Source organism: Microbacterium sp. PMB16 (genome assembly GCF_051294855.1).
Classification (GTDB): domain Bacteria; phylum Actinomycetota; class Actinomycetes; order Actinomycetales; family Microbacteriaceae; genus Microbacterium.
In genome coordinates this window covers 397,557-423,352 of the sequence record NZ_CP145908.1, presented here as the reverse complement: position 1 = coordinate 423,352, position 25,796 = coordinate 397,557, and the positions used below count along the sequence as shown (strand labels likewise).

Genomic DNA, 25,796 nt, shown 5'->3' with positions numbered 1-25,796 from the left:
CATCCGTCGGCGTCTCGTAACCTGCACCGATGAACACTCGCAATCGTGTCCGTGCTCTCGTTCCTGCCGGCGTGATCGTCGCGGCGTGCCTCATCTCCGGGTGCACGGCGAACGGAGGGGAACCTGCCGGGTCGTCTGACCCCTCAGCATCCGCTTCTCCTCCCTCGCCATCTCCGTCTGCGTCGTCGGCAGGGGAGTTCGCCTACCCGGCCACCGACGAGCCGACACAGGTCGGGATCGCCCTCAAGTACGAGGGCGACGATCCGTCGGGCGAAATCATCGCCGGACCGGCCGTGCTCGTCGCCGACCGACCGTTCAGCGTCGAAGGACAGTGCGAGGGGAGTGACGTCGGATTCGAGGTGATCACGGCTGACGGCGAGAAGCGCGTGCTGACCGAGGGCGCCTTCGACTGCGCAGCCCCGCCGGCCGGCGAGTACACCTACCAACTGCCGTACGCCGGTCCGATCCAGGTGAATCTGACGGACACGGAAGGCGTCGATCGGGCCTGGGTGCGCGTCGTCCAGCCGTGACGATCGCTCCTAGGTCGGCACCTCGACGCGGCCGGCCGATTTCTGCTCGGCGGGCTCGGGCACGAGGTAGAGACCGCTCGGCGAGTTGGCCGTGAACGCGAGCGCCTCGATCCACTCCCTGTTGATCGCCGGCTGCCGGCTGCCGCTGTACTTGAACACGAGCGAGCTTCCTGCATGCACCCAGACCGTCGTGCGGCCGCCCCCGACGCTGGGGTCCTCGCGCCAGGAGAAGTTGAACGGCTCCGCTCGGCGGAGCTTCGCCGTCATGACCAGCTGAAGGTGGGTCAGCGCCCGATCCTCGATCTCGGTCTTGACGTTGCCCTCGTAGATGAATCGCCCCATCGTGTCTGTTGACTCCCCGTCTGCGACTTACGGCGTATGCCTGTTCATTGTTTACACTGTAAGGCGACGATCTGCAAACGCGAATGCTCCCCTACGGCAGGGGTGGGAAAGCGGCGGGGTGACTACTGCGCGAGTTCGGCGCTCAGGCGATCGAGCAGACTCTCGAGCGACGCTTCGAACTCCTCGTCGCTGCGGTCTTCGCTCAAGAGCGGACGCAACCGGACGATCTGGGCATCGCTGTCGACCTCGGTCTCCCCGTCGCGCTCCGGTACGTCAGCCCCACCCTCGTCCAGTGGCTCCTCGAGCGGACTGATCTCGGCCCCTCGCACGGCGGACTCCAACAGCAGCTGGCCGAGCAGAAAGCTGCTGAAGGACCGGTAGGTGTCGACCGCCTGCCGGTCGGAGAAGCCGTGGCCGATGAGCGTGTCGAGGAACAGCTCGACCAGCTCCACGCTCCGCAGTGGCGGGCGGAGCCAGGGAGCTGCTGGGTGACGGGTGGCCACCAAGGGGAAGGCACGGGGATGGTCGATGGCGATCTGCCGTACGCGATGCGCGACCGTCTGGAGAAAGCCCTGCCAGTGGCCGGTGATCTCCTCGTCGAAGCTCGCGGTCAGGTCGCCCATCAGCACAGAGGTGACGCCTTCGAGGAGGTCTTCCCTGCCGTGGACGTACCGGTAGAGAGACATCGCCTCCACGCCGAGCTCCTGTGCCAAGGAGCGCATCGACAGGCTCTGCGCACCGATCGTGTCGATCTGCTCCAGCGCCGTCGTGACGATCAACTCGCGGCTGAGTCGTCCGGCCGCCGAGTCGCGCTGCTTCTCCTGAGGACGATCCGGCATGGGGCAACGCTACTCGCATGAGCCGGAGCGGTGAAGCTATCAGCCGTGGAGCGTCCGGGCAAGGGGCGCTCGGATCGGAACAGGATGCCGTAGAACTGCAGCATGCAGGCGATCATGTATGGCGGCGATGAGTTCGTGACCGGCGATGCGATCGCCGACGCGCTCCTGGCGTACGGCCGCGCCCTGGGCGACGACGTGCGCGCGGAGATCATCGCGATACCCGTGCGTGAAGAAGACGGCTCGGTGGTGACGGCGAAGTTCCTGATCGGGCCGGCGAGCCAGATCGTCGCGAAGACCGTGCGCGATCGCGGTCCTGAGCTCGAGGATGAGGAACTGGTGAGTCGATTGAACGATCTCACGCGCAGTGTCGAGGCTCCGACGGGCGGGTCTCTGGAGATGTCCGGAGACGCCACGTACGAGGTCGATTAGGTCCGTCGTCGAGGTGAGGGGACGGCTATCGTGAAACCCATGGGCACCATTTTCTACGGCGGCGCGAACGACCCGATCCATATCGAGGATCGCGCACTGGCGCATCTGAAGGTCGTGATCGCCACGAAGCTGCGACGCAATGAGAGCTTCACGCTCTCGTGGCGGCATCCCGAAGAGGAACCGGCCGGGCGCTCGACGATCTGGCTGCATCCCTCCATCCCGCTCCGCTTCACCTTCGATGAGCCGGAGACCCCGCAGCTGAATGTGAAGTGGATCGAAGAGCTGATGCATTCGGCGAACTCGACCGGCGGCATCTCTCTCGTCGACGAGGTTCTCGAGACGCCTGACGCGTAGCCGGTCGCGAGCATCTCGAATCGACGCCCGATCCCATTTCTGCAGGAGGCACCATGTCTGATTTCCGCGAGCACTACGACGTCGCCGTGATCGGCGCGGGCCCCGCAGGTACGGCCGCGGCGCTGCGCGCATCCGAACTCGGCGCCCGGGTCGTGGTGCTGGAAGCAGGGCGCACGGGCGGAACCTGCGTGAACACCGGCTGTGTGCCCACCCGTGTGCTGGCCAAGACCGCCCGTCTCATCCGTGAGTCGCGTCACGCCGACGACTACGGGGTCGCGGTCGGAACACCCGCGATCGACTGGGCGACCACGGTCGAGCGCGTCCACGAACGCGTCGACCGGGTGCGCTCGATCAAGCGCGAGGCGGAGCGTTTCGCGGCGGCGGGCATCGACCTGATCCACGAGGGGCGCGCCCGCTTCGTCGACGACCACACCCTGGTGCTCGACAGCGGCCGGCGCCTCACCGCCGACTCGATCCTGATCTGCGTCGGCGGGCATTCGAAACGGCTCCCGATTCCGGGTGCAGAGCTCGCGACCGTCCCCGAGGACGTGCTGTCGCTGCCCGCGCTGCCGCGTCGGGTCGGCGTGATCGGTGCCGGGAACACGGGTGCGCAGCTCGTCACGGTGTTCGCCTCGTTCGGCTCGGAGGTGACGCTCCTCGACGTCGCGCCGCGCGTGCTCATGGCATCGGATGCGGCGATCGCAGCCACCGTCGAGTCCTCGTTCTCCCAGCAGGGGATCGACGTGCACACCGGTATCGAGACCGTCTCCGGCCTCGAGCGCACGGAGGGCGGAGCCATCCGGCTCGATTGGCGGGATGCCGGGGAGTCGCGGTCCGCGACATTCGACGCCGTCGTGATGGCGACCGGCTGGCCCGCCGATGTCGAAGACCTCGGGCTCGAGAACGCGGGCATCGCGATCGAACGGTCCTCCATCCCGGCAGACCGGTACTTCCGGACCGTGGTGCCGCACATCTTCGCGGTCGGCGACGCGAACGGACGAGACATGCTGGTGCAGGCCGCCCAGTTCGAGGGAGAGGCCGCGGCCGAGAACGCCGTCCTGGGAGCGAATCGCCGCACGCCGCACCACCTGCTGCCTGCCGGTGGCTTCACCGACCCGGACTACGCCGGTGTCGGACTCACCGAAGAGCAGGCGAGGGAGCGCGACACCGACTGCGTCGTCGTCTCCGTCCCCTATGCGAGCCTCGAGCGCGCGGTGATCGACGACCGCGAGATCGGCTTCCTGAAGCTCATCGCCGATCGGCGACGCGAACTCATCCTCGGCGCGCACGCGGTCGGGGAGAACGCGATCGAGGTCATCCAGTCGGTCACCACGGCGATGGCGGCGGGCGTGGACGTCTCGACCCTCGCCGGGGTCCGCTTCGCGTACCCGACGTACAGTGCGATCATCGGCCTCGCCGCGCGTGCTGTCCTCTCCGAGCCCGGTGGCGCGGGGGAGTAAGGGCGCGGGGGAGCCCAGGAGGGCGCCGCCGTCACTCGTGCTCCGGCAGGAGCGGCGTGGACCATCCTGGATCGCGCCCGAGCTGCGTGGCGCGGGCGACCGAGGTCGCCCCGTAGCGATCGCGCACGGCGTCGAGCACCGTGTCGAGGCGCTGTCCGTCGTCCCAGTCGAGGGGGAGCTCGGGCTGCACACGGTCGGCGTGGTCGAGCTGTGACAGTGAGATGCCGATCAGTGTGATCCCGCGCTCGGTGATCTCCGGCTGTGCGGCGGCGAGCAGCATCCGCGCCACGGAGAGCAGCCGGTTCGTGCGATCGGTCGGTGCGCCGAGGGAGCGTGACCTGGTCGCCTTCGTGAAGTCGCCGAAGCGGAGCCGCAGGACAACGGTGCGGCACACGCGGTCGCCGTCGCGGAGTCTCCGTCCGAGTCGATCGACGATCTGCGTGAGGATCAGGTCCAGCTCCTCTGGCGACCGCGGGCGGGTGCCCAGAGCGCGCTGCGAGCCGACGGATCCCCGCCGCCGCGTCGTGTCGACCGGGCGAGGGTCGCGAAGCCGGGCGAGCGCGTGCACGTGGGCGCCGGTCGCCTTGCCCAGCATCCGCTCGGCCGTCGATGCCTCGAGTTCGGCCAGCTGCCCCACGGTGTGGATGCCGAACCGGTGCAGTTTCTCGGCCGTCACAGCCCCGACGCCCCAGAGGCGCTCGACCGCCAGAGGGAGCAGGAACGCCTCCTCCTTGTCAGGCTCGACCACCAGCAGTCCGTCGGGCTTGCTCACGGCGCTGGCGACCTTGGCGAGGAACTTGGTGCGGGCGACGCCGACCGAGATCGCGAGCCCGACCTCGGTGCGCACCCGCTCCCGCAGTCGCACCGCGACCTGCTCGGGCGTGCCGACGATGCGCCGGAGCCCGCCGACCTCGAGGAAGGCCTCATCGATGGAAAGGCCCTCCACCAGGGGAGTGGTGTCGCGGAAGACGGCGAACACCTCGCGGCTGGCCTGAGAGTAGGCATCCATCCGCGGCGGCACGACGACAGCATCCGGGCAGAGCTGAAGCGCCTGCCGACCGCCCATGGCGGTGCGTACGCCGCGGGCCTTCGCCTCGTAGCTCGCGGCGAGGACCACTCCGCCGCCGACGATGACCGGTCTTCCGCGCAGGGCGGGCGCATCGCGCTGCTCGACGGAGGCGTAGAACGCGTCGAGATCGGCGTGCAGCACGGTGGCTTCGTCCCGCATCCCGTCTCCTGTCGACGTGCAGATCGTCGCACGCACCGCGGACATCGGTGCCGCCGAGAAGAGCGCGATGGTTGCCTCGAGTCGATAGTTGCATTTTTACAACTACAGGCGTATGGTTGACACTTATCAACTTTCTACACAGGAGCATCCTCCCCGTGACAAACGCCTCACCTTCCTCCACGGCCGAGACCGTGCGCTCTCCGCGCGAGGTCTTCACCGCCATCTCCGGACTCGTCGTCGGCATGTTCGTCGCCGTGCTCTCCGGCACCGTGGTGTCGACCTCGATGCCGGTGATCATCGCCGACCTCGGCGGCACCCAGTCCCAGTACACCTGGGTCATCACCGCGAGCCTGCTGGCGACCGCCGTCTCCACGCCCATCTGGGGCAAGCTCGCCGACCTGGTCGATCGCAAGATCCTCGTCCAGCTCTCGCTCATCATCTTCACCGTCGGCACCGTGATCGCCGGCTTCTCGACCGACACCAACATGCTGATCGCTGTCCGCGTGATCCAGGGCATCGGCGTCGGCGGCCTGATGTCGCTCGTCATGATCGCGGTCGCCCTCATCATCTCCCCGCGTGAGCGCGGCAAGTACATGGGCGTCGTCGGCGGCATCATGGCCCTCGGCACCATCGGCGGCCCGCTCCTCGGCGGACTCCTCACCGACGTGTGGGGCTGGCGCTCCAACTTCTTCGTCGGCGTGCCGTTCGCGATCCTCGCGCTCGTACTGTTGCAGTTCACGCTGCACCTGCCGAAGCCCCAGCGCGACACGAAGGTGTCGATCGACTACTTCGGTATCGTCCTGCTGGCCGTCGGCGTCTCCACCCTGCTCATCTGGGTGTCGATGGGCGGCAGCCAGTTCGACTGGGACTCCTCCACGAGCATCATGCTCGCCGTGACAGCCGGCGTCGCGATCGCCGCGTTCATCACCGTCGAGTTCTTCGTCAAGGAACCGATCGTGCCGATGTCGCTTTTCCGCAACCGCACCTTCACACTCTCGGTCATAGCCTCCATCGCCATCGGTGTCTCGATGTTCGCCACCTCGGTGTTCCTCGCGCAGTACTTCCAGCTCGCCCGCGGCGCCACGCCGACGGAGTCCGGCCTGATGACCATCCCGATGATCATCGGCCAGATGGGTGCGTCGATCATCATCGGCCAGCTCGTGAGCCGCTTCGGCAAGTGGAAGGGCTGGATGCTGACGGGCTCGGTCCTCACAACCGTCGGCGTGAGCCTGATGGCGACTCTGCGCTACGACACCCCGTTCCCGCTCGTGGCCGCCTACATGGTCGTCCTCGGCGCCGGCCTCGGCATGGTCATGCAGAACCTCACGCTCATCGTGCAGAACGACACCGCCCCGCAGCAGCTCGGCGCAGCATCCTCGAACGTCAACTTCTTCCGCACGATCGCCGGCACCATCGGCGTGACCGTCATGGGCTCGCTCCTGTCGACGAGCGTCGCCGGCTACATCACCGACAGCCTCGACGGCTTCGTGCCGACGACGCCCGCCGAGGTCGACGCGCTGAAGCACCTCGCATCCGGCGACGTCCCGAAGGTCGGCCAGCTCCCCGACACGATCCGCGCGATCGTCGAGGGCGCCTACGGCCACGGCATCGGCGACGCGTTCATCATCGCCATCCCGCTCGCAGTGATCGCCGTCATCGCGATCGCGTTCATCCGGAACAAGCCGCTGTCGACGAAGAACGCCGCCGAGCAGCTGCGCGAGCAGGCGGAGGAGTCGGTCATCGAGGTCTCCGAAGCCGAAGTGGGCGCCACGATGTCCACGGGAGCGATCCGGATCTCGGGTGCCGAGTCGGCGAAGCCCGTGACAGGCTCGGTCACCGTGCTCGAGCGCGAGGTCCGGGACTCGAAGGCCTGAGATGGTCACCTCCGAAGCCGCGACCTCGCCGGACGTCGACACCGCGCTCGGCGATCTCCAGACGCATCTGAACCTCATCTTCGTGAGGACGCGGACGCTGTGGAAGGAGTCGGCGGCACGGATCGACCCCGAGCTGCAGGTCGGCGGCTACAAGCTGTTGACGTTCATCGACCGCGCGGGGACCGCGAATGCGCACGAGCTCGCCGGACTCTTCGAGATGGACAAGTCCGTCATCAGCCGCCAGGTACGGATGCTGGAGGAGCTGGGACTGGTCGAGTCGCGGCCGGACGAACGGGATGGGCGGCTGCGGGTGCTGACGGCGACGCCGACGGCCCGCTCCGTGCTCGCCGAGCTGCGGCGCGACCATGCCGAGCGTCTGCGAACGGTCGTCGCGGAGCTGACACCGGAGGAGATCCACGCTGCATCCAAGGTCTTCCGACTGCTCTCGGAGATCTGAACGGCGACCCGACGGTGCTGACCGAAGCCCCGCTGTCCGAGAGACGGCGGGGCTTCGTCATGACGTCCCGGTTTGTCGAACGAGCTTTTCTGTGGTTCAGTCAGATGACTTTCCTGCTTCATACGACATGTCACGACCGCACAGAACGGCGCTTCGGTGAATTGGATCGTCTCGAACCTCGGCTTGATCGCCGATCTCACGATCAATCACGTCCGCCTGGCGATCCTTCCCATCATCCTCGGCTTCGTGATCGCGGTGCCGCTCGGCTGGGTGTCCAGCCGTAATCGCGTCGTGCGCACCTTCGTCATCACCACCGGCAGCCTGCTCTACACGATTCCGTCCCTGCCGCTGTTCGTCATCCTTCCGGTCCTCCTCGGCACCCGCATCCTCGATGACACGAACCTGGTCGTCGCGCTCACGATCTACGCGGTCGCCATCATGCTGCGCTCCGCGACCGACGCATTCGGGTCGGTCGATCGCTCGATCATCGACGCGGCGAAGGCGATCGGATTCTCGCGGGGCGGCGGGTTCTGGCGCGTCGAGTTCCCGCTCGCAGGTCCGGTGCTGATCGCCGGCCTCCGCGTCGTCTCCGTCTCGACCATCGCGCTCGTTTCGGTGGGCGTCATCATCGGGTCCGAGAACCTCGGTTACCTGTTCCAGAACGGCAAGCAGCGCGGCATCCTCGAGGAGGTCGTGGTCGGGATCGTCATGAGTCTGCTCATCGCGCTCGTCTTCGACTTGATCCTGGTGGCACTCGGACGGCTGCTGATGCCCTGGAGCCGGGCCGCCGGGGTGCGCGAGCAGCGAGGCACTCCCATAGGGCGCGATACCGGCAACGACAGCGCCCGTCGGATTCTGGCGTCGCCGGGCCAGGGGGTCTGATGGACTTCCTCCTGAACGCCATCGCCTGGATCTTCGATCCGGCCAACTGGGTGCCGGGCTCCCAGAGCCCTCTGCCCATCGGGGACCGGCTCGTCGAGCACCTCGTCTACTCGGGTGTCTCCCTCGCCATCGCGATGCTCATCGCACTGCCGCTGGGCTTCTTCATCGGGCACACCGGGCGCGGTCGCCAGTTCGTGATCGGCTTCACCGGTGCCATGCGCGCACTGCCGACGCTCGGACTGCTGTTCTTCCTCACCATGGTGCTGCGATCCGGTCTCAGCACCACTCCGGCCGTCCTCGTCGGCTCGATCACCGCCTTCGTCCTACTGGCGATCCCGTCGCTCCTCGCCGGGGCCTACGCCGGGCTCGAGAGCGTGAATCGCGAAGCGATCGACGCGGCACGATCGATCGGAATGACGGAACTGCAGATCCTGTTCAAGGTCGAGATCCCGCTCGGCCTTCCGGTGATCATCGGCGGCATCCGCTCTGCGACGCTCCAGGTCATCGCGACGGTGACCATCGCCTCGTACGTCGGACTCGGGGGCCTCGGGCGCATCATCTCCTCCGGCATCGGCCTCAACGACTACACCGTGATCCTCGGAGGCGCTCTGCTGGTGACAGCCCTCGCGCTGAGCATCGACGGTCTCTTCGCGCTTCTCCAGCGCGTCACTCGAACCCGGGGACCAGCATCCTCGTCCTCCCGCAGCCCGCAGCGAAACGGTTCGGATGCCGCCACGGCTCCGATCCTCGATGAAAGGACACCCGCATGACCTCTCGAGCCTCGAAGACCTGGTTGACCGCGTGCCTGCTCGCCGTCAGCACCACCGTCGCCCTCGCCGGATGCGCGACCGCCGACCCGACGTCTCCGAGCGGCGATTCGGACTCGCCGAAGGGTGACGCCGTCATCGTGGGGTCGTTCGCGTTCCCCGAGAGCGAGATCCTCGGCGAGATCTACGCGCAGGCGCTCGAAGCCGAGGGTTTCGACGTCTCCACCAAGTTCAACATCGGTCCGCGACAGCAGACGATCCCGGCCCTTCAGGACGGCTCGATCAACCTCATCCCGGAGTACAACGGCAACCTGTTGGCCTACTACGACACGGAGTACGAGGAGCGGACGACGGAGGATGTCGACGCAGCGCTGCCGGATGCGGTTGCCGCCGACGACCTGCAGGTGCTCGACTCGGCGGCCGCTGAGGACAAGGATGCCTACGTCGTCACCAAGAAGACCGCGGAGGACAACGACCTGAAGAGCATCGGCGATCTGAAGGCACTGGAGCCCTTCTCGCTGGCGTCGAACCCGCAGTTCGGCGAACTCGGCTACGGCATTCCGGGACTGCGCGACGTCTACGGCGTGGGCGTGGAAGCGGGCCAGGTCACCTTCGTCCCGTACGAGGACTTCGGCGGCCCCGACACCGTGCAGGCGCTCGTCGACGGCACCGTGCAGGTCGCGGACATCTACACGACATCGCCGGCCCTCACCGCCGAAGACCTCGTCGTCCTCGAAGACCCGGAGAACATGATCTCGGCGCAGAACGTCATCCCCCTGCTCTCCAAGGACATCTACTCCGACAAGCTCGCGAAGGTGCTCGACGCCATCTCGGCGAAGCTCACGACAGACGATCTGATCGAGCTCCGGGACCGCGTCGAGGGCGATGAGAAGGCGTCGGCGGCGACGGCAGCGGAAGACTGGCTCACGGAGGCGGGCCTCCTCGGGAAATGACATCTCGGGTGACGTGCTCGTGACGTGATCGAAGCCCTGCCGTCGTACCGACGGCGGGGCTTCGCCGTAAGCTGACGACCATGAGCGCCCCGACTGACGAACCCGCCCGTACGGGAGCTCCCGCCGCCGCGCCCGACGGCCCCGGAACCGGTGACCTCGATCAGGCGATCTCCCGGGTCGAGCATGAGCTGGGGCGGCTCTTCGCCCGGATCCGCGTGAGCTGGCGGGAGGCTGCGACGACCGTGCATCCGGATCTGCAGCCGCTCGGCTACCAGGTGCTCACCTCGATCGCGACAGGAAAAGCGACGTCGGCCGGTGCGATCATCGAGCGCCTGCAGACCGACAAGTCGGCCGTCAGTCGACACGTGCGTCAGCTCGAGGAGCTCGGACTGGTGGAGAGCGTCCGCGATCCCGACGACCGCCGAGCGCGCGTGCTCGTCGCCACCAAGCTGGCGCAGGAGCGGGTGGCGATCGCCCGCTCGCACTACGAGGCGCGCCTCGGGGAGCGGCTGCGCCGCTGGTCTGCGGACGACCTCGATCACTTCGCCGAGCTGCTCGCCGCGTTCGGCGACTGAGGCCCTAACGAAGGTAGGCATCGACCAGCAGCGCTCCGCGGATCTCGCGGAGGGTGTCGATGAGACGACCGACGCCCTTCGCGCTGACGGCGGCCAGCTGAAGGTCGTACGGCCCGATCGGCTCGAGCTTCCCGATGCGCACCCGCACCACCTCCCACCCTGCCCCGCGCAGCGCGCGGTCTTTCCGCCGGTCGGTCTCCTCGCGGGTGCCGACGTGCTCGAGGCCGTGCCGCCCGACGGTGTCGTACTCGATCGCGACCCGCATTTCCGGGAGCAGGATGTCGGGCCACACCTCGGTGTGTCGGAAGAACGGTCGCGCCACGGTGACCGCGTTGAGGCCGGGGGTGAAGTCCATCCGCTCGCTCAGCGCCGTGCGCAGCTTCGCCTCGGCGGCCGAGGCGGGCTTCGGTGCGCACTCGCTGAGGAACGCCGTGCCCTTCGGCAGGTCGGGAGTCTTCGTGCACAGCGCCGGCGCGGGCTTCCGTGGCCGGGCGGGGATCGACCGCGCTTCGCCGAGCACGACCGGCCGGGGTCGAGCGAGCGTCGAACACTCCGGACACCACGCGGAACGCCGTCGGACACGACCCGGCCTCTCCCGCTGCTCGGTCGGCGTCGCCGCGAAACGATGACCGACGGAGCACTCCCAGCACAGCAGCACATCGGCCGCCAACGGCACCTGCGAGAGTGTTATCCCGTGGTTCAGCTCCGGGTGATACTGGCGGATCAGCTCGGGGTAGGCGGCCCACCCCGCGCGGAATGCCCCCACCTCGTAGGGCACGGCGACGCCGCGCGAGAACTGCCTCCTCGCCCACCACTGCTGCACCGGTTCCGCCACACGGTGAAGATAGCGACCTGCCCGGACATTGTCGCCCGTAGCCTGGAATCATGACGACCACCAACGCACGCACCGCCGCGGAGGTCGTCGACTGGCGCCGTCGCGTCTTCGCCCTGTACGACGCGGTGCGCCGGGCCGACTCGCCTGAGGACGGGCACGAGCTCTGGCGCATCGAGCGGGACGAGCTGCTGCTCCACCATCCTGCGACGCCGTTGCTGCCCGAGGACCGGGTGATGTTCGAGGGCCTTCCGATCGCCTCATACGACCCGCAGTGGCGCTTCGAGCTGCCGATCCTGCCGGCTGAACCCGGCGGCTTCGAGTTCGCCACGGGCACCGACGGCGTCGTCCCGTTCGAGCGCGTCGGCAAGGTGGAGGTCCCGGATGTCGGATCGCTCGATGTCTGGCGCCTGACGACCTACGGCGGCGGACTCTTCATCCCCGTGCGCGACCCGCTCGCCGGGCGAGCCGGTGGCACATACGGGGGCGGGCGCTATCTGATCGACACGATCAAGGGTGCCGATCTGGGGTCGGATGCCGAGAACGGCACGATCGTGCTCGATTTCAACTTCGCCTACAACCCCTCGTGCGCCTACGACCCGGCGTGGGCGTGCCCGCTCGCCCAGCCCGGAAACGTGCTGTCCGTAGCGGTGCCGGTGGGGGAGTCGTACGGCGGCGGGTCGGTCTGACCTCCCGTATTGTTGCCAGATCCCTTTGCGGCAGCCGCATGCGAGACACGCACGTTATCCGATCGTGAACTCATCGCGAGAACTGTCAGTCTCAGGGGGCTGGAGGAGCGTCTCGATGGCCGGGGACGCTGTGTTTCGATGATGAGAGGAGAACGCGTGCAGGAGGAGATTGCGTGACGGACGACTATCCCGAGAGCGACGCCGAGAATGTCTCGGCGTTCTTCGAGGAGCTGGTCGACGAGCGTCGATCCCCTCCGGGTCCGGACCAGCTCGCGACTCTCGCCGCGCTGCTGACTTCTCCCGCGCTGCGCGATCTCGCACTGGTGCAATGGGCGACGGATCACGAGACCGGTGCGGCGACCCTCACGGCACAGGGCGACCACGATCTCGATGAGAGCCGCGCGCCCGCCGCGGGAGCGATGCTTCTCGGCGCGATGCCGCCGCCGGATCTCGCCCGGATGGAGAGGGCGCTCATCGTGTGCGAGCGGTCAGCCTCCCGTGCGCCCGGTGCGAGAGAAGCGGCGGCCGCGCATGCGGCATCCGCCTGGTTGTCCTGGATGCTGGGGCGGCCGGACGACGCCCGGCAGCACGTGGACGAGGCAATCGCAGGCGGGGGAACGAGCACGTTCATCCTCCTGGTGCGCGGGATGCTGGACGCGGAACTCGCGCCGGGGTGGATGCGCGGCCGTCGCTAGCGGCGCTGCTAACGCTCCTGCTTTCGGATCGCAACCCCCTCGCCGCCCCGCGGCGCGCGATCGATGATGTCCTGGATGCCGCTCCCATCGCGGCGCCGAAGGGATGACACTCATGACCGACACCACGCCCGTTCAGCGGGTCGCCGAACTCATCAAGGACTTCCGCTTCGCGATGTTCACCACCCGCAACGCCGAGGGGAGGCTCGTCGCGCACCCGCTCACCGTGCAGGAGGCGGAGTTCGACGGTGACCTCTGGTTCCTCGTCTCGAAGAGCGCGACGCTGGTCATCGACATCCGGGCAGACGAACGCGTCGGCGTCTCGCTCAGCTCGAACGACTCCTGGGTCTCGCTCGCCGGCACAGCGGAACTGGTCGAGGACCGCGCCAAGATCAAGGAACTGTGGAGCCCGACCGTCGATGCCTGGTTCCCCGAGGGGCCCGAAGACCCCGACGTCGGTCTCCTCAAGTTCGATGCCCAGTCGGCCGAGTACTGGGACAGCCCCGGAGGGAAGCTCGCCTCGATCTTCAGCTTCGTGAAATCGAAGGTCACCGGCGAGCAGTACGACGCCGAGAACGAGACGGTGGAGCTGCCCGACCGCTGAGCGGCATCGGACTGTTCCCGAGGCGCGCGCGTGACCGTCACTCGTGTGCGGAGACGAACTTCAGGATTCGTCGGGTGACTTCGGTCGGCCGTTGGAATGGCAGCCCGTGTCCGGCGCCGGGTACGATCTCCGCGTCCACGTCTGCGATGTGTGCACGAGCGCGGGCGACGGCCTTCCGGGGGTCGCCGATGGTCGTCTCGTCTCCGAACAGCACGAGCGTCGGCGCGGTGATCGACCGCGGCTCGGCGTCGCTGAGTGTGGTGCCCCAGGGGAGCGTGCTGCGGAACGACAGTGCGGCGCGCGCGAGGTTCTGCTCGTCGGCGTGACTCTCGACGCCCGGGGCGATCAGCGCATCGAGCGCGGCGAGGTTCGCTGCTGTGGGGCGGGCCCCAGCCCGGAGGAATGCGAGCAGCGTTCGCAGGGGCACGCGCACCAGGCCCCCGCCCATCTCGAGCAGTGTGACCGACGCGAGGGTATCGCCGTGGTGCAACGCCGCCATGGCCGCATGCCAGGCGCCGTTGGAGTATCCGACGAGATGCACGCGCGAGGTCGTGACGGCGCGGATGACCTCGTCGAGCCACGCGGCGAAGTCGACGCCGTCCGTCACCGATCTCGTCTGCACGCTCCGTCCCGCCGTCCCGATCGTGTCGATCGCGAAGACGGTCCGGTCAGCGCCGAGCTCGGCGACCAGCGGCGCCCAGCTGAGGCTGGTGCCGGCCAACGGATGCAGGAGAACGAGCGGCGTGCCGTCGCCTGAGCCCGAGATGCGAACGTGCGTGGGTCCGAACGACGTCTCCACATCGCGTTCCTCATGGGGAACGGGCCAGTGGCTCGAGACCTTCTCGTACGCGTCGAGGAACTCTTCCCGAGCGCGGTCGGATCGAAACGTTCCCACGGATCTGCGTGCCACGACGGCCCCCTTGTTGGTATGACCGTATCATGAAGGAACACACCCGTTATCGGGCGGATCGACGGAAGGAGCAACGTATGCCCCGGCTTGCCGACCATGCGCAGCGACGGCGTCAACTGACCGATGCGACGCGGCGGATCATCTCCGATCGCGGATTGGATGCGGCGACGTTCCGGAACGTGGCGCAGGAGGCGGGAGTCTCGATCCGACTGATCCAGTACTACTTCGGAGACAAACGCGAACTGCTGAATCACACTCTCCGCGCCGTGATCATGGATGCGAGCGAGCGCTTCGATGAGGAGTTGGGTGGCCTCTCGACGGATGCCGACGGCTCCAGCAGAGTGATCCGAATACTGCAGAGCCTGATCCCCGACGATGCGGTGAAGCAACAGGATGCGGTCGTGCTTCTCGCTTTTCATGCGGCCTCCGTCTCGACGCAGGCGATCTCCGCCGAGCAGACCACCGCACCGATGAGTGCGCTCGAGACTCTGCTGAAGCAGGAGCTCGCCCGATCCCGAGGCGACGTCGAAGAAGACGCGGATGCGATCGATGATGCCCGGATGCTCTCGATGAGTGTCGCCGGCATGGTGCAGGCCGTCCTTGCGGCGCACATCAGCCCGCAGGGCGCACGCGGCCTCGTGGAACGTCTCGTCTCGATGACGATGGCCGTCTGAGTTCGGGCCCACTGGATCACCCTGGGGTTATCGGCTCGGCTAGGTGCTCGACCGCACGACCAGCGACGGCGTCAACTCGACGCGGCGGACCGGCCCCGCGTTGCCGGCAGCGATCCCGAGCAGCAGGTCGAGCGCGACGCGACCGGACTCCTCGAACGGCTGACGCACGGTCGTGAGTCCGAGACCCTCCGCCAGTGGGCCGTCGTCGAAGCCCATGATCGCGACGTCGTCGGGCACGGAGAGTCCGCTCTGCGCCAGGCCTCGCCAGGCCCGTGAGGCGAGCTCGTCGTGGTTCGCCATGACGGCCGTCGGAGCATCCGGCCCGGAGAGCGCCCGGAGCACTGCCGGGGTCGGATCGGCGTCGAGAGGTGACCTCACCGGCACGATCTTCACGTGCTCGGCGAGGCCCTTCATGCGCAGCATCCCGGCGGAGATGTAGTCCTCCGAGAGCTGCGGTTCGCCCAGATAGATCACGCGGCGGTGTCCGCGCTCGTACAGGTGGGCGCCGGCCAGCCGGCCTCCGGCTTCGTCGTCGAGCAGCACGACCGGCGCATCGTCGCCGACGGGGCGGGCGCGCCGCACGTCGATCAGCACGAGTGGGAGCGCGGACTCGCGGCTCGCACGCATCGCGGCGCTGCCGAGCGGGACGCCCATCACGATCAGGCCCTCGATCCCGCGGCGCACCGGCAGCGCGTCGAGCAGCGGAGCGTCCACACTGGCGGCGGATTCGAGGTCGTGCGCCGTCAACTCGATCGCCGTCTCACGCGCCCGGACCAGCATCCCCGCGAAACGGCGGAAGTATGTCGAGTAGGTGCTGAAGGGGGCGGCGACCGCGATCCTGGTGCCGCCGGCTGAGCGGCCGACGGCGGGCCCCGCGCGATAGCCGAGAGCGCCTGCGGCGGCGATGACCTTCGCCCTGGTCTGCTCGCTGACCCGATGCGGCGCGTTGATGACGAGGGACACCGTGGAGATGCTCACGCCCGCGCGCTCGGCGACCGTGTAGATCGTGACTTTGCCTGCGTCCGGCATCCGCTCTCACCTCCTCTGAGAAAAGTACTTCATCGAAGTGCTTCGATGGTTCGACAATGGTCCCGACACCAAAGGAGGTCGTCAGACATGAGATACAAGAAGGCCCGGCTGGACTCGTTCGTCGTCGCCGTCGAGGCGCGACTCGCCCCGCTGCAGAAGCCTCGAGGCAAGACCGCCCAGCAGCGCCGCAGCGACGCCGAGGCCTTCGACGTCGTCATGACGGGCGAGCTCGAGATCGCCCCCGTCGACGTCGCCACCGAGGAGCACACCGTTCCCGTGGACGGCCACCCGGATGCGCGGCTGCGTATCTACTGGCCGACGCCCGAGCGGGCAGAGCCGGTCACGGCGGGCGGACTGCCGGTGTTCGTCTATTTCTTCGGCGGCGGCTTCGAGATCGCCGGCATCGACTGGGTCTGGTGGGATGCCGCCTTCCGTGAGCGGGCTCGCGACGCGGGCGTCATCGTGATCGCGGGGGAGTACTCGCATGCGCCGGAGGTGAAGTACCCCGCCCAGCCGGAACAGTGCTGGTCGGTGTTCGAATGGGCGGCGACGCACGCCGCAGCGCTGGGCGGCGACCCGGAGAAGCTCGCACTCGGGGGAGCCTCCGCCGGGGGCAACCTGGCTGCCGCGACGGCGCTGATGAATCGCGACCGCGGCGGCCGGCCGGTCCGGCTGCTGCTGCTCGAGATGCCGCTGCTCGACATGACCATGAAGCATCTCGACCTCGAAGACCAGGCCGCCATCGTGCCGAAGCCGTTCTTCCGGCGGATGGCGGGCATGATCGTCGACCAGTACCTCGGTCGGCGGAAGGCGACACGGCTCGAACCCTATGCGTCGCCCCTTCTCGCCGCGTCGCTCGCGGGGATGCCGCCCGCCGTGATCTATACCGCCGAGCTCGACGCGCTCCGCGGCGACGGCGAGGCCTACGCCCGAGCCCTGAGCGAGGCGGACGTGCCGGTCACCTGTCTGCGGCTGATCGGTCAGAACCACGGATCCGGCAGCTACCGCGGGCACGTGCCCGCCTCCGATCATCTGCATCGCGACATCGTCGCGACGCTGCGCACCCTTCACGATGAACCCGTCGACTACGCAGGAAAGGCCGCGTCATGACCGCGATCTCCGATATCGCTCTCGATCCCGGCATCCGGCGCTGGATCGCCCGGCTCGAAGAGCTCTCGCCCGGGATCCCGGGCATCGCGAGCACCGATCCGTCGGTGCGGCGCGAGGCGGCACGGCGGCTCTCCGACCTGCTCGCCGTCGACTTCACGCTGCCGGTGCCCGACGGCGTCACGGTCGACGACTTCGAGATCGAAGGACCGGCCGGTGTGCTGCGGATGCGACGCTATCGACCGGATGCCGGCGCAGGGCGGATGCCGACGCAGCTCTGGCTGCACGGCGGAGGGTTCTACGCCGGCACGATCGACGAGATCCTCAACGACCGGCTCTGCGCGCGGCGCGCACTCGAGAGTGGAGTGCAGCTGCTCTCGCTCGAGTATCGCCTCGCGCCCGAGCATCCGTACCCTGCTCCCGTCCTCGACGCCGTCGCCGCTCTCGAGGCCCTGGTGGGGGAAGCGGGCAGGTTCGGCGTCGATCCGGAGCGTCTCGGTATCGGCGGCAACTCCGCCGGCGCGGCGATCGCGGCCAGCACGGCTCTACGGCTGCGGGACCTCGGCGGGCCCCGCATCGTGCACGTCGACCTGGAGGTTCCGCCGCTGGCGATGCACCGGGTCGGTCGGTCGGCGGAGGACTACGCGATCGGGTTCGGGCTCGACCAGCTCGAGGCCATCGTCGCGATGTACGCCGGGCCGGAGGGGGCCGCCGATGCGCGCATCTCGCCGCTCGACGTCGAGGACCTGCTCGACCTGCCGCCGACGCTGATCATGGCCGGCGAGCACGACCCCCTCCGTGACTCGGGCGTGCTGTATGCGGAACGCCTGCGGGCCGCCGACGTGCCCGTCGAGCTTTTCATCGGCGCCGGTCACCTGCACGGCACCCCCGGCCTCACCGCCGCCTTCGAGGGAGCGCGCGAATGGCAGGAACTGCACGCGCGCCACCTCGCATCCGCCTATTCCGTCCCCCACGCCCACCCCGCCCGGCTCGCCGGCTGACGCACCACCGATCCAGGAGACGATGATGTCCCAGACCACGCTCGACCCGATCGGAGCCCTCGGGCCCGACGTCATCCCCGGCTCGAAGCAGCCGCGCGGATTCCTGTTCACCTTCGTCGCCGCATGGTTCGGGCTGAGCCTGGTGCTCAGCACGCTGATGGGCGCGTCGATCCCGAAGGTGTTCGCCTTCCTCGACGATTCGACCAAGGGCGTGAACCTGTCGATCGTCGCCGCGGTCGGCGGATTCGTGGTCATCGTCATCACGCCGCTGTTCGGCCGTCTCAGCGACCGCACGATGTCGCGCCTCGGCAAGCGTCGACCATGGATCCTCGGTGGAGCGCTCGCCGGCCTGGTGGGAGTGTTCCTGCTCGCGTTCTCGACCGAGCTCTGGCAGGTCATCGCTGGGTGGGCGATCGTGCAGACCGGGTTCGGTGCCACGAACGCCGCCGTGCACGCGCTGCTCGCCGACCAGATCCGGATGAGCATCCGCGCCCGGGTGTCGGCGGCCGCCAGCGCGGCGAACGCGATCGCCCTCATCTTCGGGTCGCTGCTGATCGCAGCGCTGCCGAACGAGCAGCAGTGGACGTGGTTCCTCGTGCCGGGCCTCATCGGGACGGTCTTCAGCGTGCTGCTCTTCTTCCGCCTGCACGACATCGTGCGCACCGACAAGCCCGCACCGTGGCGCTGGTCCGATGTGCTGTCGACGTACTGGCTCAACCCGGTGCGCTACCGCGACTTCTTCTGGGCCTGGGCGTGCCGCCTGTTCGTGACGATGTCGATCCTCACCGTGTCGACCTACCTGCTGTTCTTCATCATCGATCGCCTCGGTGTGCCGAAGGAGGAGGCGTCCGGCGTCTTCGCCACGGTCCTCATCGCGTTCACGCTCACCAGCATCCTCACCACCATCCTGTTCGGGTGGATCTCGGACCGCACCGGCCGCCGAAAGGTGATCGTGTGGGTCTCGGCTCTGCTCTCCGCCGGGGGACTCATCATCGCGGCGCTCTCGCCGGATCTGACGACCTTCCTGATCGCCATGGCGCTCGTGGGTGGCGCGCAGGGCGCGTTCGTCTCGGTCGACATCGCGATGATGACCGAGGTGCTGCCGACATTCGACGAGGCAGGCAAGGACCTCGGGATCGTCTCGCTGTCGTTCCAGGTGCCGCAGGTGCTCGTTCCCGTGATCGCCATCCCGCTGCTCGCGATCGGTGGGACAGGCGAGAACTACTCCGCCCTGTTCATCGCCGCGATCGTGTTCGGCGTGCTGGGTGGGCTGTCGGTACTGCCGATCAAGAGCGTGAGATGAGCGGGCGGGCGGGGTGGGGCGCCCGGCACTTCGGGTTGTTGAGCGAGCGAAGTGAGACGAAAAGTCCTAGTACTTCTGGTTGTTGAGCGAGCGGAGCGAGACGAAACACGTCACCTTCTGCCGGGACCGGAGCGTATGCCGGCATATCGGAAATAGAGCGTTGATCTGGTTGTTTTCGGGGTCGGAATGTCGGTGGCCCTCGGTTGAATTGTGGGTATGAACAGCACCACGGAGCTCCTGGATCGGGTCGTCGCCGACCTCGATGCGGTGTTGTCCGGTGACGTGCTGGCGGGGTTGGCGGATGGGGACCGGATGGATGTCCTCCGCGTCGCCGGTGAGGCGTTCCGCCGTATCGAGGCGGTGGTGGTGGAGTCGGTCGCGTCGGCGGATGTGGACTTCGCGCACTCGTTCGGATGCCGGGGGCTGAACGAACTCTTGCAGCGGGTGCTGCGCACGGACGTCGCGGGAGCCACCCGGGTCGGGAAGGCCGCGGATGCGGTGCGCCGGCAGATCAGCCCCTCGTCCGGAGAACGGCTCGAGGCACGGTACCCGGCGCTGCGGGAAGCGTTGATGGATGGTGTCATCGGGGTTGCGGGGTTGCTTGCGGCGATCGGTCCGATCGACAAGGCCGCGCATAAGGTCGGCCGGGCGGCGATGCGCGCCGCGGACGCCCTGCTGGCGGATCATGCCCGCGGGTACCGGACAGCGGACGACGACGATTTGGATGCCGACCCGCACGCTGACCCGGATGCGGATCGCCACCCGAACGCGGATGCTGACGAGGACGTGGATGCCGACGGGAGTCCGGGTGATGTGCCGGGTCCGCCGGTGACGCCGGAGGATCTGCGCCAGTTTGCGCAGTCGGTCGCGATGACGCTCGACCCTGATGGTCCGGAACCGTCGGATCGTGGTGCGCAGAATCACCGGTTCCTGACCATCGGTCGCCTCCGTGACGGGTTGCACGCGATCCGCGGGAATGTGCTTCCGGATGTTGCGGCGCAGTTCCAGTCCGTGATCGATGCGCAGAACAACCCGAAGACGGACGGACCCCCGCACCCGGGCGTGCACTTCGAAGACTCCGCCGACTCAGCGCACCCCGGTCACGAAGATGGTTTCGAGGATGAGCCCATCGACCGGCGCACCGCCGCGCAGAAGCGGCATGACGCGTTCGCCGCAGCGCTCGGGGTCGCGGCCCGCCACGCGGATATGCCGAGTCTCGGTGGTGCCGCCCCCACCCTCGTCGTCCATTTGGACGCGAAAGACCTCGCCACGGGCAGAGGGTGGGCCACGATGGCCGGATCCCAAGCCCCCGTCCCCCTCCACGTCGCCGCGCACACCGCGTGCAACGGGGCGATCCAACGGGTGTTGTTCGACGAAGGCAGGATCGTGGGGATCACTGTCACGGACAGGGTGTTCACGGTGCATCAACGGCGGGCGATCATCGCCAGAGACCGGGAATGTCTCGTCCCCGGCTGTCATGTTCCCGCATCCTGGTGCGAGATCCACCACGTCACCGAACACGCCAGGGGCGGGCCCACACATACGGACAACGGGGTCCCGTTGTGCTGGTGGCACCACAGGTCCCTCGACTGGTCGGGGTGGGAGATCCGCATGAACGACGGGATCCCAGAGATCCGGGGACCGGAGTGGTGGGACCCCCACGGCACCTGGCGGAGATCGAGACCACGCGTACCCGACCTCGCCCGCGCGTAGACACCTTCTCTCCATCGGCATGCCCGTGGAGAGAAGGACGACCGGACGCAGCTCAGCCGCCAGCCGTCACACCGTGCGCCAGTCGTGCGAGGTGATCGCCGCTCCCGCCTGCGGGCCCATCTGCAGCATCCCACCGTCGATCGCGATGGAAACTCCTGAGATGTAGGCCGCTTCGGGCGACGCGAGGAAAGCGATCAGCGCGGCGACCTCACGGGCGTCGCCCGGCCGACCGAGCGGGATGCCGGGACGGTCCTCGCTCCGAGGATCCTGGTCGGTCTGACCCGTCATCGGCGTCGCGATCTCGCCGGGGGCGACACCCACGGCGCTGATGCCGGCCGAGCCCAGCTCGAGGGCGAGGTTCTTCATGAGACCCCCGAGCCCGTGCTTCGCCGCGTCGTACGCACTCATGCCCACCATGGGCTGATGCTCATGCACACTCGTCACCGCGATCAGCCGACCGCCCCGACCCGCGGCGACCATCGCCCGCGCCGCGTGCTGCAGGCAGACGAACGCTCCGGTCAGATCGGTGTCCACCACCCTGTTCCACTCCTCGAGCGAGCTGTCGAGGAAGGGCGTGGACGTGCCGGTTCCCGCGTTGTTCACGAACACATCGAGACCGCCGAGCTCGTGGATCAGGCCGTCGATCACCCCGCCGCACCCCGGCACATCGGAGGTGTCGAGCCGGGCGACGAGCGCCCGTGCGCCGTGGCTCCGCACCTCCTCGGCCGTCTCCTCCGCGCCCTGCTCATCACTGTGGAAGGTGATCCCGACGTCGATGCCCGCGGCCGCGAGGGCGACGGCGGTGGCTCGTCCGATCCCGAAATCGGCCCCGGTCACGATCGCACGGCGCGCCTCGATGTCACTGTCGATGGCTCATCCCCTCTTCCTCGGTGCGGAACCCCGCGGCCTTGTGCGTGCCGTCGCAGAACGGCTTGATCACCGAGAGCCCGCACCGGCACAACGCGACGGTGCGGCGGTGGGGCGTGATCGGTTCGCCATCGGGAGTCCGCAGCTCGATGTCGCCGCGTACCAGCAGCGGCCCATCCGGGTACGGCGTGATGGTCGTCGGCTCGGGGGCAGCGCTCACGACGTCTCCCGCTGCCGCAGCGAAGACTCTCCGGCCGTCCACGCGTCGAGGATGTGCCCGCCCACCCAGCCGTCCACCGTCAGGCACGCGGCAGCCCCGAACATGATGTCACCGAGCAGCTCGGGGTGGTCCTCCGCAAGGCTGCCGGCAAGATCGCGGGCGGCGATCTGCTCGTGCACGGCATCCGCCTCGACATGCTCCGCGAAGTACTCGACGACGTCCTCATCGAACTCGAGCCGCCGCAGACCGTCGGCATAAAGGCGACACGGGATCGACGAAGTCATCTCGAAAGCCGCCAGGTGCCCGACGATCGCGCCCACCAGCCGCCGATTGAGGCCGAACATCGACATCATGTTGAACGCCGCAAGCGTGACCGCGGGAAGATCATCGACATAGGCGCCATAGGTGTCATCGAGGCCGGCCGCACGCATCGCGTTGGCGAACAGCACCTGATGCACCCGGTGCGGCCGACCCCCGCCGTACTCATCGGACTGGATCTCGACCAGCGCCGCCTTCGCGCGGCCCACCAACCGTGGAATCGCCCAGGAATGCGGATCGGCTTCCCGCAGCGTGTAGGCCGATCGCTGGATCAACATCTCCTCAGCCTGCTCACGCGTTCCCCTCTTAGCGATGTGCCGGGAGAGGCTGGGGCCGGTGTCGGCCGCGGCCAGGGCGAACAGTGCGCGACCGACCGCGTCGGCTGTGGGCTCCGGCAGTTCCGGCATCGGGACGATCTCCCGCAGCGTCCGCTCGAATGCGGCCTCGAGGATGCGCCGCGTGCTGATCAGGTGCGGGTCCCACTCCAGATCCGGATCGAGCGACGGAAGCGAACCGTACGCCGAGGCATAGAGGAGGAACAGTGCGAGCTGCACATCGTCGTCACGCAGGATGTCGGAGCTCGCGGCGACGATGTCGTGGGCCAGAGCGGAGTGGTCCACATCGTCGCCTTCCCCTCGTCCGGTGAGGCCACGGAGAAGCGCGTCGCTGAGCGGCCCGCGAGAGGCGAAAGCGAGGTCTGTGTCTGAGGCGAGGGCGGGTGCGGTCATGGTCGGGGGCTCCCATCGGATGGATCGCCTCGATCATGACCGGGATCAATCGGTCGCTGTAGGGACTTGACGCGGAGCCCTCTGTCGGTGTGGCGACTCGGGGAGAGCCCTCGACCCGCTACTGCGCTGCGAACGCCGGAAGACTGTTCCAGAAGTCGGCGTAGTAGTCGCCGGGCATCGCGTGCACGTTCACCCAGGATCCGTCCGAGAAGCGCAACTGCAGCTCGGGCTGACCGCCCTGGCCCTTCTTGCCGGTGAGCGCGATCGATGCGACGTCGGCGCGGGGGACGGACACGACGTGCTCGCCGGGGAGTTCGGTGTTGTCATCGCCGAAGTACCAGACGCCCACCTCGTGCGACGTCAGCGCGAGCATGCCGAGCACCAGATCGCGCGGGATGCCGTGCGCGATCGACCCCTCCTCTCCGCCGATGTGCTGCGACTTCGAGACCGCACTCGTGACCGCGTTGGCCGCCAACGAGAGCGCCGCGGCCCCGAGCGACTGGTACGAGACGTTCGTGCTCTTGGCGCCCGGGAACGTGACCGGGACGAAACCGAGGAACTCCTCGCCATCGGCCAGCTGCGCGGAGATGTCGCCCGCGTAGTCGGGCAACTGCATGTTCGCCGCGACCTTGCTGCTGATCCAGTCCTTCAAACCCATGGAGCACTCCTCTTTCCGAGCCGTCGAGGCCCCAGCGTAGAAGAGCGCCTGCGCACCAGCATCCGTGAAATCACGGAACGTCGCCGCGCCCGATACGGTGGGGGCATGCTCCAGGCCCTCCGCACCTTCGGGCGCATCCTCGCGCGGCACTGGCCGGCGCTCGTGGCCTGGTACCTCGCCGGAGAAGCCGTGCACCAACTCCTGGTGCAGCTCGCCGGATTCGTCGGAGGGCTCACGACGCTCGGCGGTCTGCTCCTGCTGCCCCTCGCGGTCGCGGCCCGCCTCGTCTCCTACGTCGCGATGTACCTCACCGTGCAGTCATCGCTGCCGCACAGCGGCGTCGACCAGGGCGCACGGGAGGGAGCCGCCGGCCGCCGGCGCTTCGTCGAGGCCACACTGACCGCGATCCTCCCGTTCTTCGCCTTCGCGGCCGCGTGGGGCATGCTCGACACCGACCTCATCGAGTTCTTCCGCATCGCGAGCAGCATCGCGCTGTGGGATGCCGGATACGACCTCGACCAGGTCGGCGACCGCGGCGGGCTCGTCTCGGTCGGCGTGCTGTCGGTCTCCGTGCTCGTGATCGCGCTGGCAGTGCGCCTCGTCCTCGCCCGGTTCGGCGATCGGCTGCCGTCGTGGACGCTCGCCGTCGCCGCCTACACGGAAGTGCTCTGGACCTTCATGCTCTTCACGCTCGTCGGGCAGTGGTGGGCCGACACGAAGGAATGGCTCGCCGGGCGGGCGGGGGTCGTCTGGTTCGAGGGCATCGGCGACTGGATCGCGGCGAACATCCTTCCCCTGGCAGCGCTGTGGCAGGGCGTGGGATGGCTCTTCGGCATCCTCGTCGCCGCCGTCCTGGTCCCGGCATCCTGGCTCACCGTCGCCGGCGTCACCTACGGCACCTCGTTCGATGAGACACCGCCGGTACTCCAGCGCTTCGAGAAGACGCCGAACGGCACGGTGTCGCGCCTCCTCAAGATCGTGGCCCGCCGCTTCGAGGAGCTGTGGGCGGCGGTCTCGCTGATCTGGCGGGGCGGACCCGTGATCTTCGGGAGCCTGGCGCTCGCCTACGCCCTCTGGGCGGCGGCCGAGCGGTTCGGCTCGCGCGCGCTGCTCGGCATCGTGGGCGGACAGGACACGAGCTTCTGGTCGAGCTTCCTCCCGCTGCTGCTCGTCGCCGTCGGGGTGGTCGCCGAGCCGCTGCGCGTGGCGATCGTCGCCACCGCATTCGACGCCGTCATCGGGCGACCGGCGGCGGAGATGGGGATCCAGAAGTCAGGGCTCGACGACGAACCGGGCGATCTCGCCGTCGCCGGGGACGTCGAGCAGGAACGGCCCGTCGGCGTCGTCGGGCAGCAGGAACACGGCGAGGATGACGTACGGGCCTGAGCCCTCCAGGCAGGAGGACTCGCCCGCATCGAACGGCACGTCGAGCACCCTGCGCGCATTGCTCCACACGCGATCACCCTGCGCCTCGGCGATCGTCAGCTGCCCGCAGGTCGTCGCGTCGGCTCCGCCGCCGGCGTCGAGTCGGATGCTGAGGGTGCGGGATCCTTCGGGAGCCTCGAACTCGTCCCACCGCGCGGCGTCGAGATCGAGCGTCTGCCCGGCGATGTCGGCAGCGCCGTCCTCGGCGGCGATCACCGCGGGGCCGCCCGACGCAGGCAGCACGTCGAGCCAGACATGCACGCCGACGACTGCCGCTGCGGCGACGAGCAGCGAGACCAGCGCGAGACGTTGCCTCCGCCACCAGGACGTCATGGC

The 25,796-nt window shown here is 68.3% G+C and carries 30 protein-coding genes; 19 read left to right on the top strand and 11 right to left on the bottom strand.

The window, feature by feature from the left end:
- Positions 1-29 precede the first annotated feature (29 nt).
- A complete protein-coding gene (locus V5D55_RS02205) occupies positions 30-530 on the top strand; it encodes a hypothetical protein (protein WP_435747212.1) in 501 nt (166 codons plus the stop codon).
- Between the two features lie 9 nt (positions 531-539).
- Here the strand turns inward: V5D55_RS02205 and V5D55_RS02200 are convergent, their stop codons facing one another.
- Together V5D55_RS02200 and V5D55_RS02195 are read right to left on the bottom strand one after the other, a co-directional pair.
- Entirely contained in the window at positions 540-872 is a 333-nt protein-coding gene (locus V5D55_RS02200) for an ATP-dependent DNA ligase (RefSeq protein WP_435747210.1), read from the bottom strand.
- A gap of 122 nt (positions 873-994) precedes the next feature.
- Positions 995-1,711 (bottom strand): TetR/AcrR family transcriptional regulator C-terminal domain-containing protein, encoded by a 717-nt coding sequence (locus tag V5D55_RS02195; protein ID WP_435747208.1) that lies wholly within the window; start codon positions 1,709-1,711, stop codon positions 995-997.
- Between the two features lie 102 nt (positions 1,712-1,813).
- Here V5D55_RS02195 and V5D55_RS02190 point away from each other — a divergent pair, with 102 nt between their 5' ends.
- Genes V5D55_RS02190 through V5D55_RS02180 form a run of 3 tightly spaced genes read left to right on the top strand, consistent with a single transcriptional unit; the run spans position 1,814 to position 3,954 of the window.
- Positions 1,814-2,140, top strand: a complete 327-nt coding sequence (locus V5D55_RS02190) for a hypothetical protein (protein WP_435747206.1) — start codon at positions 1,814-1,816, stop codon at positions 2,138-2,140.
- Positions 2,141-2,179: 39 nt separating this feature from the next.
- A complete protein-coding gene (locus V5D55_RS02185; RefSeq protein ID WP_435747204.1) occupies positions 2,180-2,494 on the top strand; it encodes a hypothetical protein in 315 nt (104 codons plus the stop codon).
- 53 nt (positions 2,495-2,547) lie between these two features.
- A complete protein-coding gene (locus tag V5D55_RS02180) occupies positions 2,548-3,954 on the top strand; it encodes a dihydrolipoyl dehydrogenase family protein (RefSeq protein WP_435747202.1) in 1,407 nt (468 codons plus the stop codon).
- A 31-nt stretch (positions 3,955-3,985) separates the two neighbouring features.
- Here V5D55_RS02180 and dinB read toward each other — a convergent pair whose 3' ends face one another.
- Positions 3,986-5,182 (bottom strand): DNA polymerase IV, encoded by a 1,197-nt coding sequence (gene dinB / locus V5D55_RS02175; protein ID WP_435747200.1) that lies wholly within the window; start codon positions 5,180-5,182, stop codon positions 3,986-3,988.
- A gap of 155 nt (positions 5,183-5,337) precedes the next feature.
- Here dinB and V5D55_RS02170 point away from each other — a divergent pair, with 155 nt between their 5' ends.
- The 6 genes from V5D55_RS02170 to V5D55_RS02145 all read left to right on the top strand — a co-directional run bounded on the left by V5D55_RS02170 (position 5,338) and on the right by V5D55_RS02145 (position 10,690).
- Positions 5,338-7,056 carry a DHA2 family efflux MFS transporter permease subunit gene (locus tag V5D55_RS02170; protein WP_435747198.1) on the top strand — a complete coding sequence of 573 codons (1,719 nt, stop codon included), beginning with the start codon at positions 5,338-5,340 and terminating at the stop codon, positions 7,054-7,056.
- Position 7,057: 1 nt separating this feature from the next.
- A complete protein-coding gene (locus tag V5D55_RS02165) occupies positions 7,058-7,513 on the top strand; it encodes a MarR family winged helix-turn-helix transcriptional regulator (protein WP_435747196.1) in 456 nt (151 codons plus the stop codon).
- Between the two features lie 156 nt (positions 7,514-7,669).
- Complete coding sequence (locus V5D55_RS02160) at positions 7,670-8,395, top strand: ABC transporter permease (protein ID WP_435747194.1); 726 nt, start codon at positions 7,670-7,672, stop codon at positions 8,393-8,395.
- Positions 8,395-9,165 carry an ABC transporter permease gene (locus V5D55_RS02155; RefSeq protein ID WP_435747192.1) on the top strand — a complete coding sequence of 257 codons (771 nt, stop codon included), beginning with the start codon at positions 8,395-8,397 and terminating at the stop codon, positions 9,163-9,165. Before V5D55_RS02160 ends, V5D55_RS02155 begins: the two co-directional genes overlap by 1 nt.
- Positions 9,162-10,115, top strand: a complete 954-nt coding sequence (locus V5D55_RS02150) for an ABC transporter substrate-binding protein (RefSeq protein ID WP_435747190.1) — start codon at positions 9,162-9,164, stop codon at positions 10,113-10,115. The genes V5D55_RS02155 and V5D55_RS02150 overlap by 4 nt, the downstream gene beginning before the upstream one ends.
- 80 nt (positions 10,116-10,195) lie before the next feature.
- Positions 10,196-10,690: a MarR family winged helix-turn-helix transcriptional regulator gene (locus tag V5D55_RS02145; protein WP_435747188.1), complete on the top strand. Its 495-nt coding sequence runs from the start codon at positions 10,196-10,198 to the stop codon at positions 10,688-10,690.
- 4 nt (positions 10,691-10,694) lie between these two features.
- Here V5D55_RS02145 and V5D55_RS02140 read toward each other — a convergent pair whose 3' ends face one another.
- Entirely contained in the window at positions 10,695-11,525 is an 831-nt protein-coding gene (locus V5D55_RS02140) for a zinc-ribbon domain-containing protein (protein ID WP_435747186.1), read from the bottom strand.
- Between the two features lie 50 nt (positions 11,526-11,575).
- Between V5D55_RS02140 and V5D55_RS02135 the strand changes: the two genes are divergently transcribed.
- The 3 genes from V5D55_RS02135 (at position 11,576) to V5D55_RS02125 (ending at position 13,507) form a co-directional block, all read left to right on the top strand.
- On the top strand, positions 11,576-12,211 hold the full coding sequence (locus V5D55_RS02135) for a DUF1684 domain-containing protein (RefSeq protein WP_435747184.1): 636 nt from the start codon (positions 11,576-11,578) through the stop codon (positions 12,209-12,211).
- Between the two features lie 173 nt (positions 12,212-12,384).
- Complete coding sequence (locus tag V5D55_RS02130) at positions 12,385-12,906, top strand: hypothetical protein (RefSeq protein ID WP_435747182.1); 522 nt, start codon at positions 12,385-12,387, stop codon at positions 12,904-12,906.
- 112 nt (positions 12,907-13,018) lie between these two features.
- Entirely contained in the window at positions 13,019-13,507 is a 489-nt protein-coding gene (locus V5D55_RS02125) for a pyridoxamine 5'-phosphate oxidase family protein (protein WP_435747180.1), read from the top strand.
- A 37-nt stretch (positions 13,508-13,544) separates the two neighbouring features.
- On the opposite strand, the gene V5D55_RS02120 is transcribed toward V5D55_RS02125, so the two are convergent.
- On the bottom strand, positions 13,545-14,417 hold the full coding sequence (locus tag V5D55_RS02120) for an alpha/beta fold hydrolase (RefSeq protein WP_435747178.1): 873 nt from the start codon (positions 14,415-14,417) through the stop codon (positions 13,545-13,547).
- A gap of 77 nt (positions 14,418-14,494) precedes the next feature.
- Between V5D55_RS02120 and V5D55_RS02115 the strand changes: the two genes are divergently transcribed.
- The gene (locus tag V5D55_RS02115; RefSeq protein WP_435747176.1) at positions 14,495-15,091 is read left to right on the top strand and encodes a TetR/AcrR family transcriptional regulator; all 597 of its coding nucleotides are present in this window, start codon (positions 14,495-14,497) and stop codon (positions 15,089-15,091) included.
- 39 nt (positions 15,092-15,130) lie between these two features.
- On the opposite strand, the gene V5D55_RS02110 is transcribed toward V5D55_RS02115, so the two are convergent.
- The gene (locus V5D55_RS02110) at positions 15,131-16,120 is read right to left on the bottom strand and encodes a LacI family DNA-binding transcriptional regulator (protein WP_435747174.1); all 990 of its coding nucleotides are present in this window, start codon (positions 16,118-16,120) and stop codon (positions 15,131-15,133) included.
- Between the two features lie 87 nt (positions 16,121-16,207).
- Between V5D55_RS02110 and V5D55_RS02105 the strand changes: the two genes are divergently transcribed.
- The 4 genes from V5D55_RS02105 to V5D55_RS02090 all read left to right on the top strand — a co-directional run bounded on the left by V5D55_RS02105 (position 16,208) and on the right by V5D55_RS02090 (position 21,244).
- Positions 16,208-17,230, top strand: a complete 1,023-nt coding sequence (locus V5D55_RS02105) for an alpha/beta hydrolase (protein WP_435747172.1) — start codon at positions 16,208-16,210, stop codon at positions 17,228-17,230.
- Positions 17,227-18,228 (top strand): alpha/beta hydrolase fold domain-containing protein, encoded by a 1,002-nt coding sequence (locus V5D55_RS02100; protein WP_435747170.1) that lies wholly within the window; start codon positions 17,227-17,229, stop codon positions 18,226-18,228. Before V5D55_RS02105 ends, V5D55_RS02100 begins: the two co-directional genes overlap by 4 nt.
- Before the next feature lie 25 nt (positions 18,229-18,253).
- Entirely contained in the window at positions 18,254-19,531 is a 1,278-nt protein-coding gene (locus V5D55_RS02095) for an MFS transporter (protein ID WP_435747168.1), read from the top strand.
- Between the two features lie 216 nt (positions 19,532-19,747).
- A complete protein-coding gene (locus tag V5D55_RS02090) occupies positions 19,748-21,244 on the top strand; it encodes a DUF222 domain-containing protein (RefSeq protein WP_435747166.1) in 1,497 nt (498 codons plus the stop codon).
- Positions 21,245-21,310: 66 nt separating this feature from the next.
- On the opposite strand, the gene V5D55_RS02085 is transcribed toward V5D55_RS02090, so the two are convergent.
- From V5D55_RS02085 to V5D55_RS02070, 4 genes are all read right to left on the bottom strand, one after another.
- Complete coding sequence (locus V5D55_RS02085; protein ID WP_435749242.1) at positions 21,311-22,114, bottom strand: SDR family oxidoreductase; 804 nt, start codon at positions 22,112-22,114, stop codon at positions 21,311-21,313.
- Positions 22,104-22,331 carry a CDGSH iron-sulfur domain-containing protein gene (locus V5D55_RS02080; RefSeq protein ID WP_435747164.1) on the bottom strand — a complete coding sequence of 76 codons (228 nt, stop codon included), beginning with the start codon at positions 22,329-22,331 and terminating at the stop codon, positions 22,104-22,106. Before V5D55_RS02080 ends, V5D55_RS02085 begins: the two co-directional genes overlap by 11 nt.
- Complete coding sequence (locus V5D55_RS02075; protein ID WP_435747162.1) at positions 22,328-23,377, bottom strand: iron-containing redox enzyme family protein; 1,050 nt, start codon at positions 23,375-23,377, stop codon at positions 22,328-22,330. The genes V5D55_RS02080 and V5D55_RS02075 overlap by 4 nt, the downstream gene beginning before the upstream one ends.
- Before the next feature lie 118 nt (positions 23,378-23,495).
- The gene (locus tag V5D55_RS02070; RefSeq protein WP_435747160.1) at positions 23,496-24,035 is read right to left on the bottom strand and encodes a hypothetical protein; all 540 of its coding nucleotides are present in this window, start codon (positions 24,033-24,035) and stop codon (positions 23,496-23,498) included.
- Between the two features lie 105 nt (positions 24,036-24,140).
- Here V5D55_RS02070 and V5D55_RS02065 point away from each other — a divergent pair, with 105 nt between their 5' ends.
- On the top strand, positions 24,141-25,421 hold the full coding sequence (locus tag V5D55_RS02065) for a hypothetical protein (protein ID WP_435747158.1): 1,281 nt from the start codon (positions 24,141-24,143) through the stop codon (positions 25,419-25,421).
- Here the strand turns inward: V5D55_RS02065 and V5D55_RS02060 are convergent.
- Complete coding sequence (locus tag V5D55_RS02060) at positions 25,308-25,793, bottom strand: hypothetical protein (RefSeq protein WP_435747156.1); 486 nt, start codon at positions 25,791-25,793, stop codon at positions 25,308-25,310. The genes V5D55_RS02065 and V5D55_RS02060 overlap by 114 nt on opposite strands.
- Between the last annotated feature and the right edge of the window lie 3 nt (positions 25,794-25,796).

Coding starts and splice junctions, on each gene's coding strand:
- V5D55_RS02105 (WP_435747172.1), top strand. CDS start 16,208: ATGAGATACAAGAAGGCCCGGCTGGACTCGTTCGTCGTCGCCGTCGAG.
- dinB (WP_435747200.1), bottom strand. CDS start 5,182: ATGCGGGACGAAGCCACCGTGCTGCACGCCGATCTCGACGCGTTCTAC.
- V5D55_RS02090 (WP_435747166.1), top strand. CDS start 19,748: ATGAACAGCACCACGGAGCTCCTGGATCGGGTCGTCGCCGACCTCGAT.
- V5D55_RS02195 (WP_435747208.1), bottom strand. CDS start 1,711: ATGCCGGATCGTCCTCAGGAGAAGCAGCGCGACTCGGCGGCCGGACGA.
- V5D55_RS02165 (WP_435747196.1), top strand. CDS start 7,058: ATGGTCACCTCCGAAGCCGCGACCTCGCCGGACGTCGACACCGCGCTC.
- V5D55_RS02115 (WP_435747176.1), top strand. CDS start 14,495: ATGCCCCGGCTTGCCGACCATGCGCAGCGACGGCGTCAACTGACCGAT.
- V5D55_RS02060 (WP_435747156.1), bottom strand. CDS start 25,793: ATGACGTCCTGGTGGCGGAGGCAACGTCTCGCGCTGGTCTCGCTGCTC.
- V5D55_RS02135 (WP_435747184.1), top strand. CDS start 11,576: ATGACGACCACCAACGCACGCACCGCCGCGGAGGTCGTCGACTGGCGC.
- V5D55_RS02065 (WP_435747158.1), top strand. CDS start 24,141: ATGCTCCAGGCCCTCCGCACCTTCGGGCGCATCCTCGCGCGGCACTGG.
- V5D55_RS02200 (WP_435747210.1), bottom strand. CDS start 872: ATGGGGCGATTCATCTACGAGGGCAACGTCAAGACCGAGATCGAGGAT.
- V5D55_RS02205 (WP_435747212.1), top strand. CDS start 30: ATGAACACTCGCAATCGTGTCCGTGCTCTCGTTCCTGCCGGCGTGATC.
- V5D55_RS02150 (WP_435747190.1), top strand. CDS start 9,162: ATGACCTCTCGAGCCTCGAAGACCTGGTTGACCGCGTGCCTGCTCGCC.
- V5D55_RS02075 (WP_435747162.1), bottom strand. CDS start 23,377: ATGACCGCACCCGCCCTCGCCTCAGACACAGACCTCGCTTTCGCCTCT.
- V5D55_RS02185 (WP_435747204.1), top strand. CDS start 2,180: ATGGGCACCATTTTCTACGGCGGCGCGAACGACCCGATCCATATCGAG.
- V5D55_RS02180 (WP_435747202.1), top strand. CDS start 2,548: ATGTCTGATTTCCGCGAGCACTACGACGTCGCCGTGATCGGCGCGGGC.
- V5D55_RS02095 (WP_435747168.1), top strand. CDS start 18,254: ATGTCCCAGACCACGCTCGACCCGATCGGAGCCCTCGGGCCCGACGTC.
- V5D55_RS02125 (WP_435747180.1), top strand. CDS start 13,019: ATGACCGACACCACGCCCGTTCAGCGGGTCGCCGAACTCATCAAGGAC.
- V5D55_RS02100 (WP_435747170.1), top strand. CDS start 17,227: ATGACCGCGATCTCCGATATCGCTCTCGATCCCGGCATCCGGCGCTGG.
- V5D55_RS02145 (WP_435747188.1), top strand. CDS start 10,196: ATGAGCGCCCCGACTGACGAACCCGCCCGTACGGGAGCTCCCGCCGCC.
- V5D55_RS02190 (WP_435747206.1), top strand. CDS start 1,814: ATGCAGGCGATCATGTATGGCGGCGATGAGTTCGTGACCGGCGATGCG.
- V5D55_RS02070 (WP_435747160.1), bottom strand. CDS start 24,035: ATGGGTTTGAAGGACTGGATCAGCAGCAAGGTCGCGGCGAACATGCAG.
- V5D55_RS02155 (WP_435747192.1), top strand. CDS start 8,395: ATGGACTTCCTCCTGAACGCCATCGCCTGGATCTTCGATCCGGCCAAC.
- V5D55_RS02110 (WP_435747174.1), bottom strand. CDS start 16,120: ATGCCGGACGCAGGCAAAGTCACGATCTACACGGTCGCCGAGCGCGCG.